General features: G+C 71.6%; 11 protein-coding genes. 4 read left to right on the plus strand and 7 right to left on the minus strand.

What is annotated here, in order from left to right; all coding sequences use genetic code 11:
* Nucleotides 1-143 precede the first annotated feature (143 nt).
* Both ACZ407_RS26665 and ACZ407_RS26670 read left to right on the plus strand, forming a co-directional pair.
* A complete protein-coding gene (locus ACZ407_RS26665; RefSeq protein WP_468132467.1) occupies nt 144-1,760 on the plus strand; it encodes an ABC transporter permease in 1,617 nt (538 codons plus the stop codon).
* A complete protein-coding gene (locus ACZ407_RS26670) occupies nt 1,760-2,788 on the plus strand; it encodes an ABC transporter ATP-binding protein (protein ID WP_468132469.1) in 1,029 nt (342 codons plus the stop codon). The genes ACZ407_RS26665 and ACZ407_RS26670 overlap by 1 nt, the downstream gene beginning before the upstream one ends.
* A gap of 441 nt (nt 2,789-3,229) precedes the next feature.
* On the opposite strand, the gene ACZ407_RS26675 is transcribed toward ACZ407_RS26670, so the two are convergent.
* The 6 genes from ACZ407_RS26675 to ACZ407_RS26700 all read right to left on the minus strand — a co-directional run bounded on the left by ACZ407_RS26675 (nt 3,230) and on the right by ACZ407_RS26700 (nt 9,343).
* The gene (locus tag ACZ407_RS26675) at nt 3,230-4,144 is read right to left on the minus strand and encodes a DMT family protein (RefSeq protein ID WP_468132471.1); all 915 of its coding nucleotides are present in this window, start codon (nt 4,142-4,144) and stop codon (nt 3,230-3,232) included.
* Nucleotides 4,145-4,267: 123 nt separating this feature from the next.
* On the minus strand, nt 4,268-5,368 hold the full coding sequence (locus ACZ407_RS26680; protein WP_468132473.1) for an LOG family protein: 1,101 nt from the start codon (nt 5,366-5,368) through the stop codon (nt 4,268-4,270).
* 34 nt (nt 5,369-5,402) lie between these two features.
* Nucleotides 5,403-6,470: a hypothetical protein gene (locus ACZ407_RS26685; RefSeq protein WP_468132475.1), complete on the minus strand. Its 1,068-nt coding sequence runs from the start codon at nt 6,468-6,470 to the stop codon at nt 5,403-5,405.
* Nucleotides 6,452-7,186 carry an ABC transporter ATP-binding protein gene (locus tag ACZ407_RS26690; RefSeq protein ID WP_468132477.1) on the minus strand — a complete coding sequence of 245 codons (735 nt, stop codon included), beginning with the start codon at nt 7,184-7,186 and terminating at the stop codon, nt 6,452-6,454. The genes ACZ407_RS26685 and ACZ407_RS26690 overlap by 19 nt, the downstream gene beginning before the upstream one ends.
* Before the next feature lie 289 nt (nt 7,187-7,475).
* On the minus strand, nt 7,476-8,855 hold the full coding sequence (locus tag ACZ407_RS26695; protein WP_468132479.1) for an aspartate aminotransferase family protein: 1,380 nt from the start codon (nt 8,853-8,855) through the stop codon (nt 7,476-7,478).
* Nucleotides 8,840-9,343 carry an Lrp/AsnC family transcriptional regulator gene (locus ACZ407_RS26700; RefSeq protein ID WP_226739912.1) on the minus strand — a complete coding sequence of 168 codons (504 nt, stop codon included), beginning with the start codon at nt 9,341-9,343 and terminating at the stop codon, nt 8,840-8,842. Before ACZ407_RS26700 ends, ACZ407_RS26695 begins: the two co-directional genes overlap by 16 nt.
* Nucleotides 9,344-9,512: 169 nt before the next feature.
* Here ACZ407_RS26700 and ACZ407_RS26705 point away from each other — a divergent pair, with 169 nt between their 5' ends.
* Complete coding sequence (locus tag ACZ407_RS26705) at nt 9,513-10,952, plus strand: gamma-aminobutyraldehyde dehydrogenase (RefSeq protein ID WP_468132481.1); 1,440 nt, start codon at nt 9,513-9,515, stop codon at nt 10,950-10,952.
* 107 nt (nt 10,953-11,059) lie between these two features.
* Nucleotides 11,060-12,250: an ABC transporter substrate-binding protein gene (locus ACZ407_RS26710; protein ID WP_468132483.1), complete on the plus strand. Its 1,191-nt coding sequence runs from the start codon at nt 11,060-11,062 to the stop codon at nt 12,248-12,250.
* 57 nt (nt 12,251-12,307) lie between these two features.
* On the opposite strand, the gene ACZ407_RS26715 is transcribed toward ACZ407_RS26710, so the two are convergent.
* A complete protein-coding gene (locus tag ACZ407_RS26715) occupies nt 12,308-14,980 on the minus strand; it encodes a MinD/ParA family ATP-binding protein (RefSeq protein WP_468132485.1) in 2,673 nt (890 codons plus the stop codon).
* Between the last annotated feature and the right edge of the window lie 434 nt (nt 14,981-15,414).

The raw sequence follows: 15,414 nt of genomic DNA on the forward strand, positions 1-15,414 counted from the left end.
AGACGGCGAACAGGGGGGCGGGTGTGAGGCGTCGGATCTCTTTGTGCCTTGCGGTGTTGCCATCCCAGGCATCAGCCGGGGGGGGGGGGGGGTCCCCCCCCCCCCCCCCCCCCACCCGCGCCCTCGCGGCCCGGCTGGCCCTGATGGCCCTGCCGCTCGCCTTCTTCGGGCTGTTCTTCGCGTATCCCGTGGCCGCGATCGTCGGCCGCGGCTTCGACACCGGCGCCGGCTGGCGGTTCGGGCGGATCGGCGAGGTGCTGGGCCGCCCGGACATCGCCGAGGTGCTGTGGTTCACGACCTGGCAGGCGCTGGCCTCCACCGCGCTGACACTGGTCGTCGCGCTGCCCGGGGCGTACGTGTTCGCCCGGTTCGACTTCCCCGGCAAGCAGCTGCTGCGGGCCGTGGTCACCGTGCCCTTCGTGCTGCCCACGGTGGTCGTCGGCAGCGCCTTCCTCGCCCTCGTCGGCCGCGGCGGGCTGCTCGACGAGCTGTGGGGGGTGCGGCTCGACACCACCGTGTGGGCGATCCTGCTCGCCCACGTCTTCTTCAACTACGCCGTCGTGGTGCGGACCGTCGGCGGCCTGTGGGCCCAGCTCGACCCGCGGCAGGAGGAGGCCGCCCGGGTGCTGGGCGCGAGCCGGTTCGGGGCCTGGCGGCGGGTGACCCTGCCCGCGCTCGGCCCGTCCGTGGCCGCCGCCGCCCTCATGGTCTTCCTCTTCACCTTCAGCTCCTTCGGCGTCGTCCAGATCCTCGGCGGGCCCGCGTACTCCACCCTGGAGGTGGAGGTCTACCGGCAGACGGCGCAGCTGCTGGACCTGCCGACGGCGGCCGTGCTGACCCTGGTGCAGTTCGCGGCCGTGGGGCTGATCCTCGCCGTGCACGCCCGCACGGTCCGCCGGCGGGAGACCGCCCTGCGGCTGGTGGACCCGGCGGGGACCGCGCACCGGGTGCGGGGCGCCGGGCAGCGGGCCCTGCTGGGCGGGGTGCTGCTGACGGTGGCCCTGCTGCTCCTGCTGCCCCTCGGGGTGCTGGTGGAACGGTCCTTCGACACCCCCGGCGGGTACGGCACCGCCTACTACCGGGCCCTCGGGGACGAGGGTGCGGGCGGCGGGACCTTCCTGGTGCCGCCGCTGGAGGCGATCGGCAACTCCCTGGAGTACGCGCTGGCCGCCACCGCCATCGCCCTGCTCGTCGGCGGGCTGGCGGCCGCCGCGCTCACCCGGCGGGCCGGACCGCTGGTCCGCGGGTTCGACGCGCTGCTGATGCTGCCGCTGGGCGTGTCCGCGGTCACCGTCGGCTTCGGCTTCCTGATCACCCTCGACGAGCCGCCGCTGGACCTGCGGACCTCGTGGATCCTGGTGCCGCTGGCGCAGGCGCTGGTCGGGGTGCCGTTCGTGGTGCGCACCATGCTGCCCGTGCTGCGGGCAGTGGACGGGCGGCTGCGGGAGGCCGCGGCGGTGCTCGGGGCCTCCCCGCTGCGGGCCTGGCGGGAGGTGGACCTGCCGCTGGTGCGCCGGGCGCTGCTGGTGGCCGCCGGGTTCGCGTTCGCCGTCTCGCTCGGCGAGTTCGGCGCCACGGTCTTCATCGCCCGGCCGGACCGGCCCACGCTGCCGGTGGCCGTGGCCCGGCTGCTCGGGCGGGCGGGGGAGCTGAACTACGGGCAGGCGATGGCCCTGAGCACGATTCTGATGGGGGTGTGCGCGGTGTCCCTGCTGGTGCTGGAGCGGCTGCGGCCCGAGCGATCATCCGGGGAGTTCTGATGGCGCTGCTGGAACTGGACGGGATCTCGGTCCGCTTCGGGGCGCGTACGGTGCTCGACGCGGTGGACCTGACGGTGGACGCGCACGAGACGGTCTGCGTGCTCGGGCCCAGCGGCAGCGGGAAGTCCACGCTGCTGCGGGTGATCGCCGGGCTCCAGCCGGCCGCCGGGCGGGTGCGGCTGGACGGGGCCGACCAGGGCGGGGTGCCGGTGCACCGGCGCGGGGTGGGCCTGATGTTCCAGGACCACCAGCTGTTCCCGCAGCGGGACGTCGCCGGGAACGTCGCCTTCGGGCTGCGGATGCACGGGGTCGGGCGGGCCGAGCGGGAGGCCCGGGTCGCCGAGCTGCTGGAGCTGGTGGGGCTGCCGGGCGCGGGCCGCCGGGCGGTGGCCGCGCTGTCCGGCGGGGAGCAGCAGCGGGTGGCGCTGGCGCGGGCGCTGGCGCCGCGGCCGCGCCTGCTGATGCTGGACGAGCCGCTGGGGCAGCTGGACCGGGGGCTGCGGGAGCGGCTGGTGGTCGAGCTGCGGGCGCTGTTCTCGGCGCTGGGCACGACCGTGCTGGCCGTGACGCACGACCAGGGCGAGGCCTTCGCCCTCGCCGACCGGGTGATCGTGATGCAGGAGGGGCGGATCGCGCAGGCGGGTACGCCGCTGGAGGTGTGGCAGCGGCCGGCGTCGGAGTTCGTGGCCCGCTTCCTGGGCTTCGACAACGTGGTGCCGGGCCGGGTGACGGGGCCCTGCGCGGACACGCCCTGGGGGAAGATCCCCGTTCCGGAGGGGACGGCCGAGGGGGACTGCCGACTGCTGGTGCGGCCGGCGGGGGTGCGGGTCGTCGCGGTGGCGGACGGGCTGGAGTGCGAGGTGGTCTCGCGGACGTTCCGGGGGGCGCACGTGGCGCTGGGGCTGCGGCCGGGGGCCGGGGGGCCGGGGCTCGAGGCGGAGTGCGAGCTGGTGGGTGCGCCGGATGTGGGGGCGCGGGTGGGTGTCGCCTTCGCGGCGTCCGAGGTCGTGCCGCTGCCGACCCCGTAGCTGCACGGGGCTCCGCCCCGTGACCCCGCGCCTCAAACGCCGGCGGGGCTGGAACTGCCTCGGGGGCTCCGCCCCGGACCCCCGCGCCTCAAACGCCGGCGGGGCTGGTTTTTGGGCTCTGCCCCCGGGCCTGCGCGCCTCAAACGCCGGCGGGGCTGGGCTGGGCTCTGCCCCCGGGCCTGCGCGCCTCAAGCGCTGGCGGGGCTGGGTGTTGGGGCTCTGCCCCGGGCCCGCACGCCTCAACGCGGCGGGCTGGTTTCGGGGGCTCTGGCCCCGGACCCCCGGTCCTCAATCGCCGGACGGGCTTGATTGGGCCCCGGCCGCGTGTCGAGTGCGGGGCACAACCCGGCTCGGGATCTGGATCCTGCCGGGCAGGATCAAGCCCCGCCGGCGCTTGAGGCGCGGGGGTCCGGGGGCAGAGCCCCCGGGACGGGCGCCGGGTTACGGGACCGGGACCGGCGGGCGGGGTTCCGCCTGGGCGGGGGCGGGGGCGGGGGCGGGGTCGTGGTTGCCGTACCACGCGACGGCCACCGCACCGGCCACGGCCAGCGCGAACCCGAGGACCGCCAGCCACCCGAAGCCCGCCCGGGACGCGTCGCCGAGCCACAGGACGCCGATCGCCCCCGGCAGCACCGTCTCGCCGACGACCAGCGCCGCCGTGGCCCCGTTGACGGAGCCGATCTGGAGGGCCACCGTGTGCAGGTACATGCCGCCGACGCCCGCGATCACGATCGCGTACAGGGCCGGGTCGGTGAGCAGGGCCGTCAGGTCGAAGGGGTCGATGCCGTCGAGGATGCGGACGCCGACGCCCAGGGCGCCGAAGCCCAGGCCCGACAGCAGGCCGGCGAGGATCGCGGCGCGCGCGCCGAGGAGGCGGACGGCGACCGTGCCGCCGAGCATCAGGAGCACGGTGACGGCCAGCAGCCACCAGTGCGTGGAGCGGTCCGCGTGGTGGCCGCCCTCGTGGCCCGCGGCCGTCGCCAGCAGCACCAGCGCCCCGCAGACCACGCCGATCGAGGCCCATTCCCTGCGGCTGAGCCGGATGCCGAGCATCCTGACGCTCAGCACGGCGGTGATCACGAGGTTGGCGCTGATCACGGTCTGGGAGAGGAAGAGGGGCAGCAGTCGGGCGGCGAGCGCGCCCAGCCCGAAGCCGACGAAGTCGAGGACGGTGCCGACGATGAACTCCCAGGTCATCGCCGCCTTGGCGGTGGACGACAGGTTGGGGCCGCCGTGCTGGGTGGTGCCCGAGCCGGCTTCGGCGCGGGCGGACCGGCGGGAGCCCACGGCTTGCAGCACCGATCCCGTGCCGTAGCAGATCGACGCCGCGACGGCGGTCAGCAGGCCTATGAGCACAGGGGGCTCCGTTCACTTCTGGCAGGTTCTGCGGGTTCTGCGGTTGCTGCGCATGTTTTGCGCTCCGCATGCCAGACGTGTCCGGGGGCTCCGGGGTTGCCTCGGAGCGGCGGCCGGTCCGGGTCAGGCCATGGCGGCCAGGGCCGCCGGGGCCTCGTCCACCGAGTCGACCAGCGCGATCCGCGCGGCCATGGGCCGGCCCGCGGCCAGGGTCCGCAGCAGGGGCCAGGCGGGCAGGCGCTCGGTCCAGTGGGCCCGGTCCACCAGCACCATCGGGGTCGGCTCGCCGCGCGACCCGTAGTAGTTCGGGGTCGCGTTGTCGAAGATCTCCTGTACGGTGCCGGCCGCGCCGGGCAGGAACACCACGCCCGCGTTGCAGCGGGCGAGCAGTCCGTCCTCCCGGGTCGCGTTGGCGAAGTACTTCGCGATGTGGCCGGCGAAGGCGTTGGGCGGCTCGTGGCCGTAGAACCAGGTGGGGATGCCGACCGAGTCACCGCCGCCCGGCCACTGCTTGCGCACCGCGAAGGCCGCGCCCGCCCAGTCGGTGACCGAGGGGGTGAAGGACGGGCAGCCGGCCAGCCGCTCCAGTGCCTCCGCCAGCGCCCCGTCCTCGAAGGGGGCCAGGTAGGCGCCGAGGTTGGCGGCCTCCATCGCGCCGGGGCCGCCGCCGGTGGCGACGGTCAGGCCGGTGCGGGCCAGGGTCCGGCCCAGCCGGGCCGCGCCCGCGTACGGCTCGCCGCCCCGGGCCATGGCGTGCCCGCCCATCACCCCGACCACGCGGGCGCCGTCGAGGAGCTCGTCGAGGGCGTCGGAGATGGCGTCGTCGTGGAGGGAGCGCAGCATCGAGGACAGGACGTCCCCGTCGGCCCTGGTCTCCTGGAACCAGTCGTACGCGAGGAAGTCCGGGGTGGCCTCGTACCCCTCGGACAGTCCGTCGAAGAGCTCCCCGGGGGTGTAGAGCAGCGCGCGGTACGGGTTGAAGGGCAGGTCGGGGATGGGCGGGAAGACCAGCGCCCCGTCCGCCCGGACCTTCGCCGCGGCGTCGGCCTCCATGGGGCAGCCCAGGAAGACGGCGGCCGAGGTGTCCAGCGACAGCAGCGCGAGGGTGCGCTCCCGGAGGTCGACCGACTGGATGCGGTAGCCGCAGAGCGAGCCGCCGGCCGCCACCCGGTCGAACTCGGCCAGGGTCTCTATTTCGAAGCCTGCTGCCTGTCGCGTGCCCACCCGGCCACCCTACGGCGCCCTTCCGCGGGGCCGCTCAGCGGGTGAGGGCGAGCGTGGTCAGCCGGGCCACCGCCCAGACCAGGGGGGCGCAGCACAGGAGGAGGGCGAGGACGCGCAGGCAGGCGGCGGTGCGCAGGACGGGTCCGGCGGTGCCGAGGTCCCGTACCGCCTCGCGGGTGGCCTGCCGGGCCTGGCGCGATTCCACGGCGGTGACGAGGAGGGTGGCGGCGGCGCAGAGGGCGGCGAGGGCCGCGGCGGGGGCGGTGAGCGGGCCGAGCGGCACTCCGACGCGGTCGCGCAGCGCGGGGAGGGCGAGGGCGGCGGCGGCCATCGCGCACAGCACGCCGAGCGGCGGGCCGATGCGGGCGGCCTCTTCCTGGAGGGCGCGGCCGGCGAGCAGCCGGGCGGCGCCGGGCCGTACGAGCCGGACCAGGGCGCCGGCCCCGTGGGTGACGGCCGGTCCGGCCAGGGCGAGTCCGGCGGTGGTGAGGGACCAGCCGGCGAGGGCGCCCGCGGGGTGCCGGCCGCCGTAGAGGAGGACGGCGAATCCGGCGGCGAGCAGGGCCACCCCCCAGGGGAGGAGCTGCTGCGGGGGGCGGGCGGCGCGCGGCCGCTGGGCGAGGGCGGCCGCGGGGGCTCCGGCGAGGGGGACCAGGGCCAGCAGGGTGAGGGCGGCGGGTACGGGGAACGGCCGGTCGGCGTGGAGGGCCCGGGCTGCGGCCCCGTCGAAGGGGAGCCCGGCGATGTCCCCGCGCAGGTGCAGGAAGACCAGCAGGGCGAGGGCGCTGCCGAGGGCGCAGGAGATCGCGGTGGAGAGGGCCGCGACCACGGTGAGCCGGACCCGGCCCAGGCCCATGGCGGACAGTCCCTCGCGGGTCCGGGTGGCGGGGTCGGTGCGGGCGACGGCGACGGCGAACTGCACGGTCAGCGCGAGGGGCACGAGGCACCACAGCAGCCGGGGGGCGGAGCCCTGCGGCCGGGCCACGGCCCCGGCGAGGACGTACAGGAGGAGGAAGCCGGTCCCGGCGGAGGCGGCGGCGACGAGGAGCCGGCGCAGCTGGACCAGGGGCCGGGAGCCGCGGGTCAGACGGAGAGTGAGCACGGGGCCCGGCCCTCCGTGTCGGTGGGGTGCGGGCCTGCGGCGCCGGCGGTCCGGCCGTCGAGGAGGGCCACCCGGCGGTCGGCGTGGGCGGCGGTCTCCTCGTCGTGGGTGGCGAGGACCACGGTGATCTCGTGGGAGCGGGCCGCGGTGGTGAGGGTGCGCAGCAGCTGGGCGGCCTCGGCCCGGTGCAGGGGGGCGGTGGGCTCGTCGGCGAAGACCACGGCGGGCAGGGCGACCAGGGCGCGGGCGAGGGCCACCCGCTGGGCGTCGGCGCGGCCGAGGGAGGCGGGGCGGCGGCGGGCGGCGGGGCCGATGTCGAGCCGGTCCAGCCATTCGGCGGCGGCTCGTTTGGCGGTGCGGTGCGGGGTGCCGGCGAGGAGCAGCGGCAGGGCGGCGTTCTCCCACACGGTGAGCTCGGGGACGAGCTGCGGTTCGGGGCCGATCCAGCCGAAGCGGTCGCGGCGGAGCCGTTCCCGGGCGAGGGGGCCCATGGTGTGGACGGGGAGGCTGTTGAACCAGACCTCGCCCTCGTCGGGCCGCAGCTGTCCGGACAGGCAGCGCAGCAGGGTGGTCTTGCCGCTGCCGCGGGGGCCGGTGACGGCGAGGACCTCGGCGGCGCGGACCCCGACGGACACCCCGCTCAGTGCGGGGGAGCCGCGGTGGGAGTGGTGCAGGGAGCGTGCCCAGAGCACATCGTTGTCGGGCGGGGCCACCATGGCGTACACCTCGGTTCACATCGACTGCGGACCGGACTCGCTGCCCGGCTCCCCCGTACGGGGGAACGAAGCTGCGGCCGATCGGTCACGAGGCACCGTAAGGAGCGGGAGGCGCGCGGGGCGGACGGCACACGGCCCGGACCCGCCCGTTCTCACTCGAACGGGCGCATCCGGGCCGTGGGGCATGACAGCGGTGAGGGTGGCTGTCATGGGCTCAGCAGGACCCGCAACGTCCTGGGAGAGCCTGGCTCGCCAGGCCGGGACGGTTGGCCTGGGAGTCTGGGGGTGGTTACAGCTTGGTCCACGCCTCGGTGAGCACCGAGCGCAGGATGCCTTCGATCTCGTCGAAGGTGCCCTGGTCGGCGATCAGCGGCGGGGCCAGCTGGATGACCGGGTCGCCGCGGTCGTCGGCACGGCAGTAGAGGCCGTTGTCGAAGAGCGCCTTGGAGAGGAAGCCGTAGAGCACGCGCTCGGTCTCCTCGTCCGTGAAGGACTCCTTGGTGTTCTTGTCCTTGACGAGCTCGATGCCGTAGAAGAAGCCGTTGCCGCGGACGTCGCCGACGATCGGCAGGTCGTGCAGCTTCTGCAGCGTCGAGAGGAAGTTGCCCTCGTTGTCCAGCACGTGCTGGTTGAGGCCTTCCTTGTCGAAGATGTCGAGGTTGGCCAGCGCCACCGCGGAGGACACCGGGTGCCCGCCGAAGGTGTAGCCGTGCAGGAAGACGTTGTCGCCCTGGTAGAACGGCTCGGCGATGCGGTCCGAGACGATGCAGGCGCCGATCGGGGAGTAGCCCGAGGTCATGCCCTTGGCGCAGGTGATCATGTCCGGCACGTAGCCGAACTTGTCGCAGGCGAACATCGTGCCGAGGCGGCCGAAGGCGCAGATGACCTCGTCGGAGACGAGCAGCACGTCGTACTGGTCGCAGATCTCGCGGACCCGCTGGAAGTACCCGGGCGGCGGCGGGAAGCAGCCGCCGGCGTTCTGCACGGGCTCCAGGAAGACCGCGGCGACGGTGTCGGGGCCCTCGAAGAGGATCTGCTGCTCGATCTGGTCGGCGGCCCAGCGGCCGAAGGCCTCGGGGTCGTCGCCGTGGATCGGGGCGCGGTAGATGTTGGTGTTCGGCACCTTGTGGGCGCCGGGGACCAGCGGCTCGAAGGGGGCCTTGAGGGCCGGCAGGCCGGTGATCGACAGGGCGCCCTGCGGGGTGCCGTGGTAGGCGACCGCGCGGGAGATGACCTTGTACTTGGTGGGCTTGCCCTTGAGCTTGAAGTACTGCTTGGCGAGCTTCCAGGCGGTCTCGACGGCCTCGCCGCCGCCGGTGGTGAAGAAGACCTTGTTCAGGTCGCCCGGGGCGTAGTCGGCGAGGCGCTCGGCCAGCTCGACGGCCTTCGGGTGGGCGTAGGACCACACGGGGAAGAACGCGAGGTCCTGGGCCTGCTTGTACGCGACCTCGGCCAGCTCCTTGCGGCCGTGGCCGGCGTTGACCACGAACAGTCCGGCGAGACCGTCGAGGTAGCGCTTGCCCTTGTCGTCGTAGATGTAGGTGCCCTCGCCACGCACGATGGTGGGGACGGGGGACTTCTCGTACGAGGACATGCGGGTGAAGTGCATCCACAGGTGGTCGTACGCGGTCTTGGACAGGTCCTGGGTCACGGCTATCGGGTTCCCCACATGTAGGTCTGCTTCTTCAGCTTCAGGTAGACGAAGCTTTCGGTGGATCGCACGCCGGGGAGCGTGCGGATCCGCTTGTTGATCGTTTCCAGCAGGTGGTCGTCGTCCTCGCAGACGATCTCCACCATCAGGTCGAACGAGCCCGCGGTCATCACCACGTACTCGCACTCGGCCATCGCGGTCAGCGCGTCGGCCACCGGGTCGAGGTCCCCCTCGACGTTGATGCCGACCATCGCCTGGCGCCGCAGGCCCACCGTGAGCGGGTCCGTGACGGCGACGATCTGCATGACGCCCTGGTCGAGCAGTTTCTGCACGCGCTGGCGCACGGCGGCCTCCGACAGGCCGACGGCCTTGCCGATTGCTGCGTACGGACGGCGTCCGTCCTCCTGCAGTTGCTCGATGATCGCCAGCGACACAGCATCGACCGAAGGGGACGGCTGTCTGTTCCTGGCATCTGTGCTTCGACTGACCACGACCTCACTGTGCACGAGGACTCGACAGTTCCGCAACCCGAAATCAATGAAATCCGTTGTTGTGGTGATCCAAAGACACTGATTTCGTAGTTGGTGGGGTCTGGCTCTGTCGAAAGCGTCACCCGAGGGACTAGGCTGGGGGACTGTCTCAACCATTGGACATGTGATCAGGAGAGTGGCTGTAGTGACCACCGAACTGCGTCGTCTGCGCAACTACATCGGCGGAGAGTTCAGGGACGCCGCCGACGGGCGGACCACCGAGGTGGTCAACCCCGCCACCGGCGAGGTGTACGCGACCGCTCCGCTGTCCGGCCAGGCCGACGTGGACGCGGCCATGGCCGCCGCCGCGGCCGCCTTCCCGGGCTGGCGCGACACCACCCCGGCGGAGCGCCAGAAGGCCCTGCTGAAGATCGCGGACGCCTTCGAGGCCCGCGCCGACGAGCTCGTCGCCGCCGAGTCCGAGAACACCGGCAAGCCGCTCGGCCTCACGGCCAGCGAGGAGCTGCCGCCCATGGTCGACCAGATCCGCTTCTTCGCGGGCGCGGCGCGCATGCTGGAGGGCCGCTCGGCCGGCGAGTACATGGACGGGATGACCTCGATCATCCGCCGCGAGCCGGTCGGCGTCTGCGCCCAGGTCGCGCCGTGGAACTACCCGATGATGATGGCCGTGTGGAAGTTCGCCCCGGCCATCGCCGCGGGCAACACCGTGGTGCTGAAGCCCTCGGACACCACCCCGGCCTCCACCGTGCTCATGGCCGAGATCATCGACTCCGTCCTGCCCAAGGGCGTCTTCAACGTGATCTGCGGCGACCGCGAGACCGGCAAGGCCATGGTCGAGCACCCGGTCCCGGCGATGGCCTCCATCACCGGCTCGGTCCGCGCCGGCATGCAGGTCGCCGAGAGCGCCTCCAAGGACGTCAAGCGCGTCCACCTGGAGCTCGGCGGCAAGGCCCCCGTCGTCGTCTTCGAGGACGCCGACCTGGCCAAGGCCGTCGAGGACATCGCGGTCGCCGGCTACTTCAACGCCGGCCAGGACTGCACCGCCGCCACCCGCGTGCTCGTGCACGAGTCCGTCCACGACGAGTTCGTGACCGCCCTCGCCAAGGCCGCCGCCGACACCAAGACCGGCCAGCCGGACGACGAGGACGTGCTCTACGGCCCGCTGAACAACCCGAACCAGCTCAAGCAGGTCGCGGGCTTCATCGAGCGCCTCCCCGCGCACGCCAAGGTCGAGGCGGGCGGCCACCAGGTCGGCGACAAGGGCTACTTCTACGCCCCGACCGTCGTCTCCGGCCTCAAGCAGGACGACGAGATCATCCAGAACGAGGTCTTCGGCCCGGTCATCACCGTCCAGTCCTTCACGGACGAGGCCCAGGCCCTGGAGTACGCGAACGGCGTCGAGTACGCCCTCGCCTCCTCCGTGTGGACCAAGGACCACGCCCGCGCCATGCGCATGTCCAAGAACCTCGACTTCGGCTGCGTGTGGATCAACACCCACATCCCCCTCGTCGCCGAGATGCCGCACGGCGGCTACAAGAAGTCCGGCTACGGCAAGGACCTCTCCGCGTACGGCTTCGAGGACTACACCCGCATCAAGCACGTGATGACCTCGCTCGACGGCTGAGCCGCGGCCGGCACCCCGGCCGGCTGATCACGTCCGTTCCCCGGAGGGGCGGGCAGTAGACAGACTGTCTATTGCCCGCCCCTCCGCGTTCCGCCGAAGGTGTGCGCATGGCCCCACGCATCGCACCCCCCACGATCTCCCGCCGCGCGGCGCTGCGCGGCCTCGGCGCGGCGGGTCTCCTGACCGCCCTCACCGGCTGCGGCGTGCCCGCGGCGTACGTCGAGGAGGGGCGGCGCGCCGCGGCCGACCGGTCGGCCGCCGACCGGAGCGTCGCCTTCGCCAACTGGCCGCTGTACATCGACACGGACGACGAGGACCGGTCGCGCCGGCCCACGCTGGACGCGTTCACCGAGCGCACCGGGGTGCAGGTGCGCTACACCGAGGAGATCAACGACAACGACGAGTTCTTCGGCAAGGTCAGCCCCTCCCTGATGAACCACCAGGAGACCGGGCGGGACCTGCTCGTCGTCAGCGACTGGATGGCGGCCCGGTTCGTCCGGCTGGGCTGGGCGCAGGAGATGGACCGCACGGCCCAGCCGAACGTGGCCGAGCACCTGGACCCGCAGCTGCGCTCGCCCGCCTTCGACCAGGGCCGGATGCACACCGTGCCCTGGCAGTGCGGGATCACGGGCATCGCGTACAACCGCCGGAAGCTGGGCCGCGAGCTGAAGTCGACGGCCGACCTGTGGCGGCCCGAACTCGCGGGCAAGGTCACCCTCTTGTCCGGGCTGGACGAGTCCTTCGCGCTGCTCATGCAGGGGGACGGGGTGGACGTCACGCGGTGGACCGAGGCGGACTTCCACCGGGTGTGCGACCGGGTGGAGGGGCTGGTGCGCAAGAAGCACATCCGGCGCTTCACCGGCAACGACTACATCAAGGACCTGTCCACGGGGGACGTGCTCGCCTGCCAGGCGTACTCCGGGGACGTGATCCAGCTCCAGGCCGACAACCCCGACATCGAGTTCGTCGTCCCCGAGGAGGGGGCCGAACTCTGGGCGGAGAGCCTGCTGGTGCCCAACCTCGCGCGGCACAAGGCCAATGCGGAGGCGCTGATCGACCACTACTACCGGCCGGAGGTGGCCGCGGAGCTGGCGGCCTGGGTCAACTACGTGTGCCCGGTGCCGGCCGCGCGGGACGTCCTGGCCGACTCCGACGACGCGGACACGGCTGCGCTGGCCGAGGACCCGCTCGTCTTCCCGGACGGGGAGATGCGCAAGCGGCTCGCCATCGCGCGGGACATCTCGGCCGCGGAGCGGCGCCCGTTCGCGAAACGCTGGAACGCGATCGTGGGCCTGTAACGTTTGAGCCCGTTCACCTTCCAATGAACGGGCTCAAACGTCATCACGTGAAAAGGTTCAGAGGTCCTTCACCACGCGTGCTCTGCCGAGGGTCCGAAACCCGAGGGCGTGCCGGTAGATCTCGGGCATGCGGTAGCGGCCGTCCGAGTCCCTGGCCAATGCCCCCCACTGCTTCAGGGCCTCCACGTCGTCGGTGCTCAGAGCCACATCCGCGGCTTCGAAGGGCATCTTGACGGTGTCCGCGAAGTTGGCCATGTCCTTTAGCAGTTTGCCCAGACGCGGATTTTCCTGGTTGATCTCATCGATCTTCTGTCGACTGCACTCTCCGAGGGCATGGCGCATCGCTGCCGGAGTCAGTACCCGGTCACCCCAGCGCTCGTCATCCTGAGAGGCGGCTGCTGCTTCACACAGGAAGCGGACGACATCGCGTGCCTGGATCTGCTTGTTGAAGTCGGCGAGAGCTGCTGGGACCCACCGGTCAGTGCCCGCCTCGCGTGAGTTCTCTGTGCCGAGTTTCGCTCCCCACAGAGGGAGCAACGCTTGCACGATGCCGTCAAAGGTCATGTCTGCCATGGGAAGCACTGGAGCAGCCACAGCTTTTGCGTTCGTTGCGACCCACAACGACAGACGCAGTGCGTCTTCGGTGTCCCACCGGAGTTCGTAGGGCGCATAGCGGTCCAAGAACTGGCCGAGGTTTTGTTTGATGGCTGCACGGACCAGGTCCTGGCGTACGAAGACCACCATGCCGAGAGAACGGTTGCGCAAGCGGCGAAGCCAGGCCGGCACTTCGATCAGCAGCGTTCGGAGGGCAATTCGCTTTGCCTCCGAATCCAGCAGCTCCAGCCAGTCCTCCAAGCCATCGATGATGAACAGGTGGGCGCCGGTCGTACTGAAGGTTCGCCGGATGAGGAACTCCTCGGCCGACTCGTCGCGCTCGGCGCCAGCTGCCCAGGCCAGGCACTCCAGCCATCGCTGCAGCCAGAAATCCGAATCCTCGGCGCTCTCGTTTCGGAGGCCGGCGTTCAGATGGCTCCGGATGGCGTCAGCGGTGATACCCGATCCGCCTGCCGCTCGGTCTCTCAGGCCTTGGGGCGAAATTCCGGTTGAGGACTCAGAGATATTGGCCGGGTCGAGGACCGGAACCATCATCGCCGACCGCTGAATGTGCTGGCCGTTCTCTTGTGCGAAGGCGTCCCAGCTGCCTGCCGTGCACATTCTGGCGAACGTGAAGGTTTTGCCCGCGCCCTTCGATCCCACAACTACCGTGACGGGCAGGTCGGTGCTGTGGTCTGAGATCAGGCGACGCACTGGTTCGGTGGTCAAGAAGCCGAGGCCCGAGTCCATGCCCTGTCGTTCGGCAAAGATGAGTTGGCGCGCAGTCCTTTCGAGGGCGCGCCGACGTTCGTGCAGAGGGGTGTCCGGCACACCGACAGCGGAGGCAGGCTGGACAACACCGGGTGCGAAGTCGCTCAGCAAGTCCGAGAGACCACAGCGGCGGACGACCTCGACCACAGAGTCCCAACTCTGCGGCAGGGCCAGTAGCTCGTCGCGAAACGGGCTGAGCAGTGGCTCGGTCAAGATCTGTTCGTCCACAGCCAGGTCTTCCGGCGTGTAGTCGGCTGGAGCTTCCCGCGTGATCGCCGAAGAGAGTGCCGTGGAGAGCCTGACGCGTGCGTCCTCGGCGTGTGCATCGTGGACGTCGAGCCGGTATTGCGTGACGATTGCGCCCGGTGTTGGGTCGGTGGCGGCTGCGGCGGGGGAGTGGACGCCGAGCTGGCGGATCATGGTCTCGGTGCCCTGCAGGGACTGGCTGCTGACCGTGGTAACGAAGATCCGCATCACACGCGGGTCCATGAGGATGGGAGCTGCCAGCTCGGAGGCCCCGGCACGAAGATCGAGGACGACGGTGTCGGCTTCTGCTGCAACTGCCAGTGCGGCTAGTGACTCGCTCAAGAAATAGGGGGAGCGGTCCTCGGTCAAGAGGTCAGCCGGCGTGATGTGCGGTGGCCCCAATCGAGCGCGTCGACTGGCTGGGAGAACAGTTACACGGCCGCTTCCCGGATAGTGGGAGACCCGTTGGTTTGGCAGGTAGGCGGCGGCGATCTGCACGGCGGGGGTGGGATCGCCTTGGTGGGAGGAATGCAGGAGCGACAGAAGGTCTTCATAGGAGATGTCGCAGCGGCCCCCTTGCGCCTGGTACATCCAGCTGATTCCAGGAGCCTCCAGGTCCGCGTCTACCAGGAGGACGTGCTGGCCCTGTGCGGCCAGGGAATCCGCGAGCGCCACAGCGTGGAGGGTGCGTCCGACGCCGCCCTTGAACGAGTAGAAGGCAACCAGCTGTTTCTCGCTGGCGAACTGAGCAGACGCCGGGCGGGGTAGGGGATCCGCCAAGGCCGCGGTGATGCGACGCTCGCTCAGCCGTGGCCGACGATCCGGGGCCGCTGAACCAGCCGATTCCACAAGGCGGACGGGCAAGGAGCGAGGTGCGTGTGCCGGAGGGCGGTCCAGCGCCAACTCCAGTCCGAGGCCGCGGTCTGCTGCCGAGCCGAGGCCGAACTGGCCATCGAGCCAGCTCCGCACGTCGAGAGCCTTGGTGCCCGGCAGGACCGTTAGCTCGAGTGCGTCCCACCACGCGTCCACTTCCAGCAGCCAGGCCGGCCACTTGCCCTCGACAGCTGCCTCCGCCAGCTGGGAATCGATGTCCACCCACGTGAAGAGCTTCCCAGTCATACCGCTCAAGATCCTTTCCTGGCGTCCTCCACCAGTGCTTTGAGAGCTTCCAACGCCGATTTTTGATCACTCGGGTGCAGTTCTGCACCATAACGCCATGCTTCGTGAAGCTCATGGGGCTCGATCCAAGAGCCGCCCTTGTGTCGACGGCAGCGCAACGGATCGGGGCCGGAAGTGGGGTCGCGAAGGTTCAGAGCCTTGGCCAAGCCGCGAAGGTTGTGCGAGCGTAGATGGCCGGGAAGGCCCGACGTGTCCTGCCGTCGGAGGATCCGGCGCAAGATCTCTGCCTTCAAGGCATTCTCGGCGGCGTAGAAGAGGAGGAGCCCGCAGGTGGCTTGGTCCCCGTCGCTCTCGGCTGCTGCTCCCCGCTTTGCGAGCCGGTCGCGGCTTCGCCGCAGCTCGCTGACCCCCACGTCTACCATTGCGCCAGGCTA

The organism is Streptomyces sp. NPDC030809, assembly GCF_055572195.1.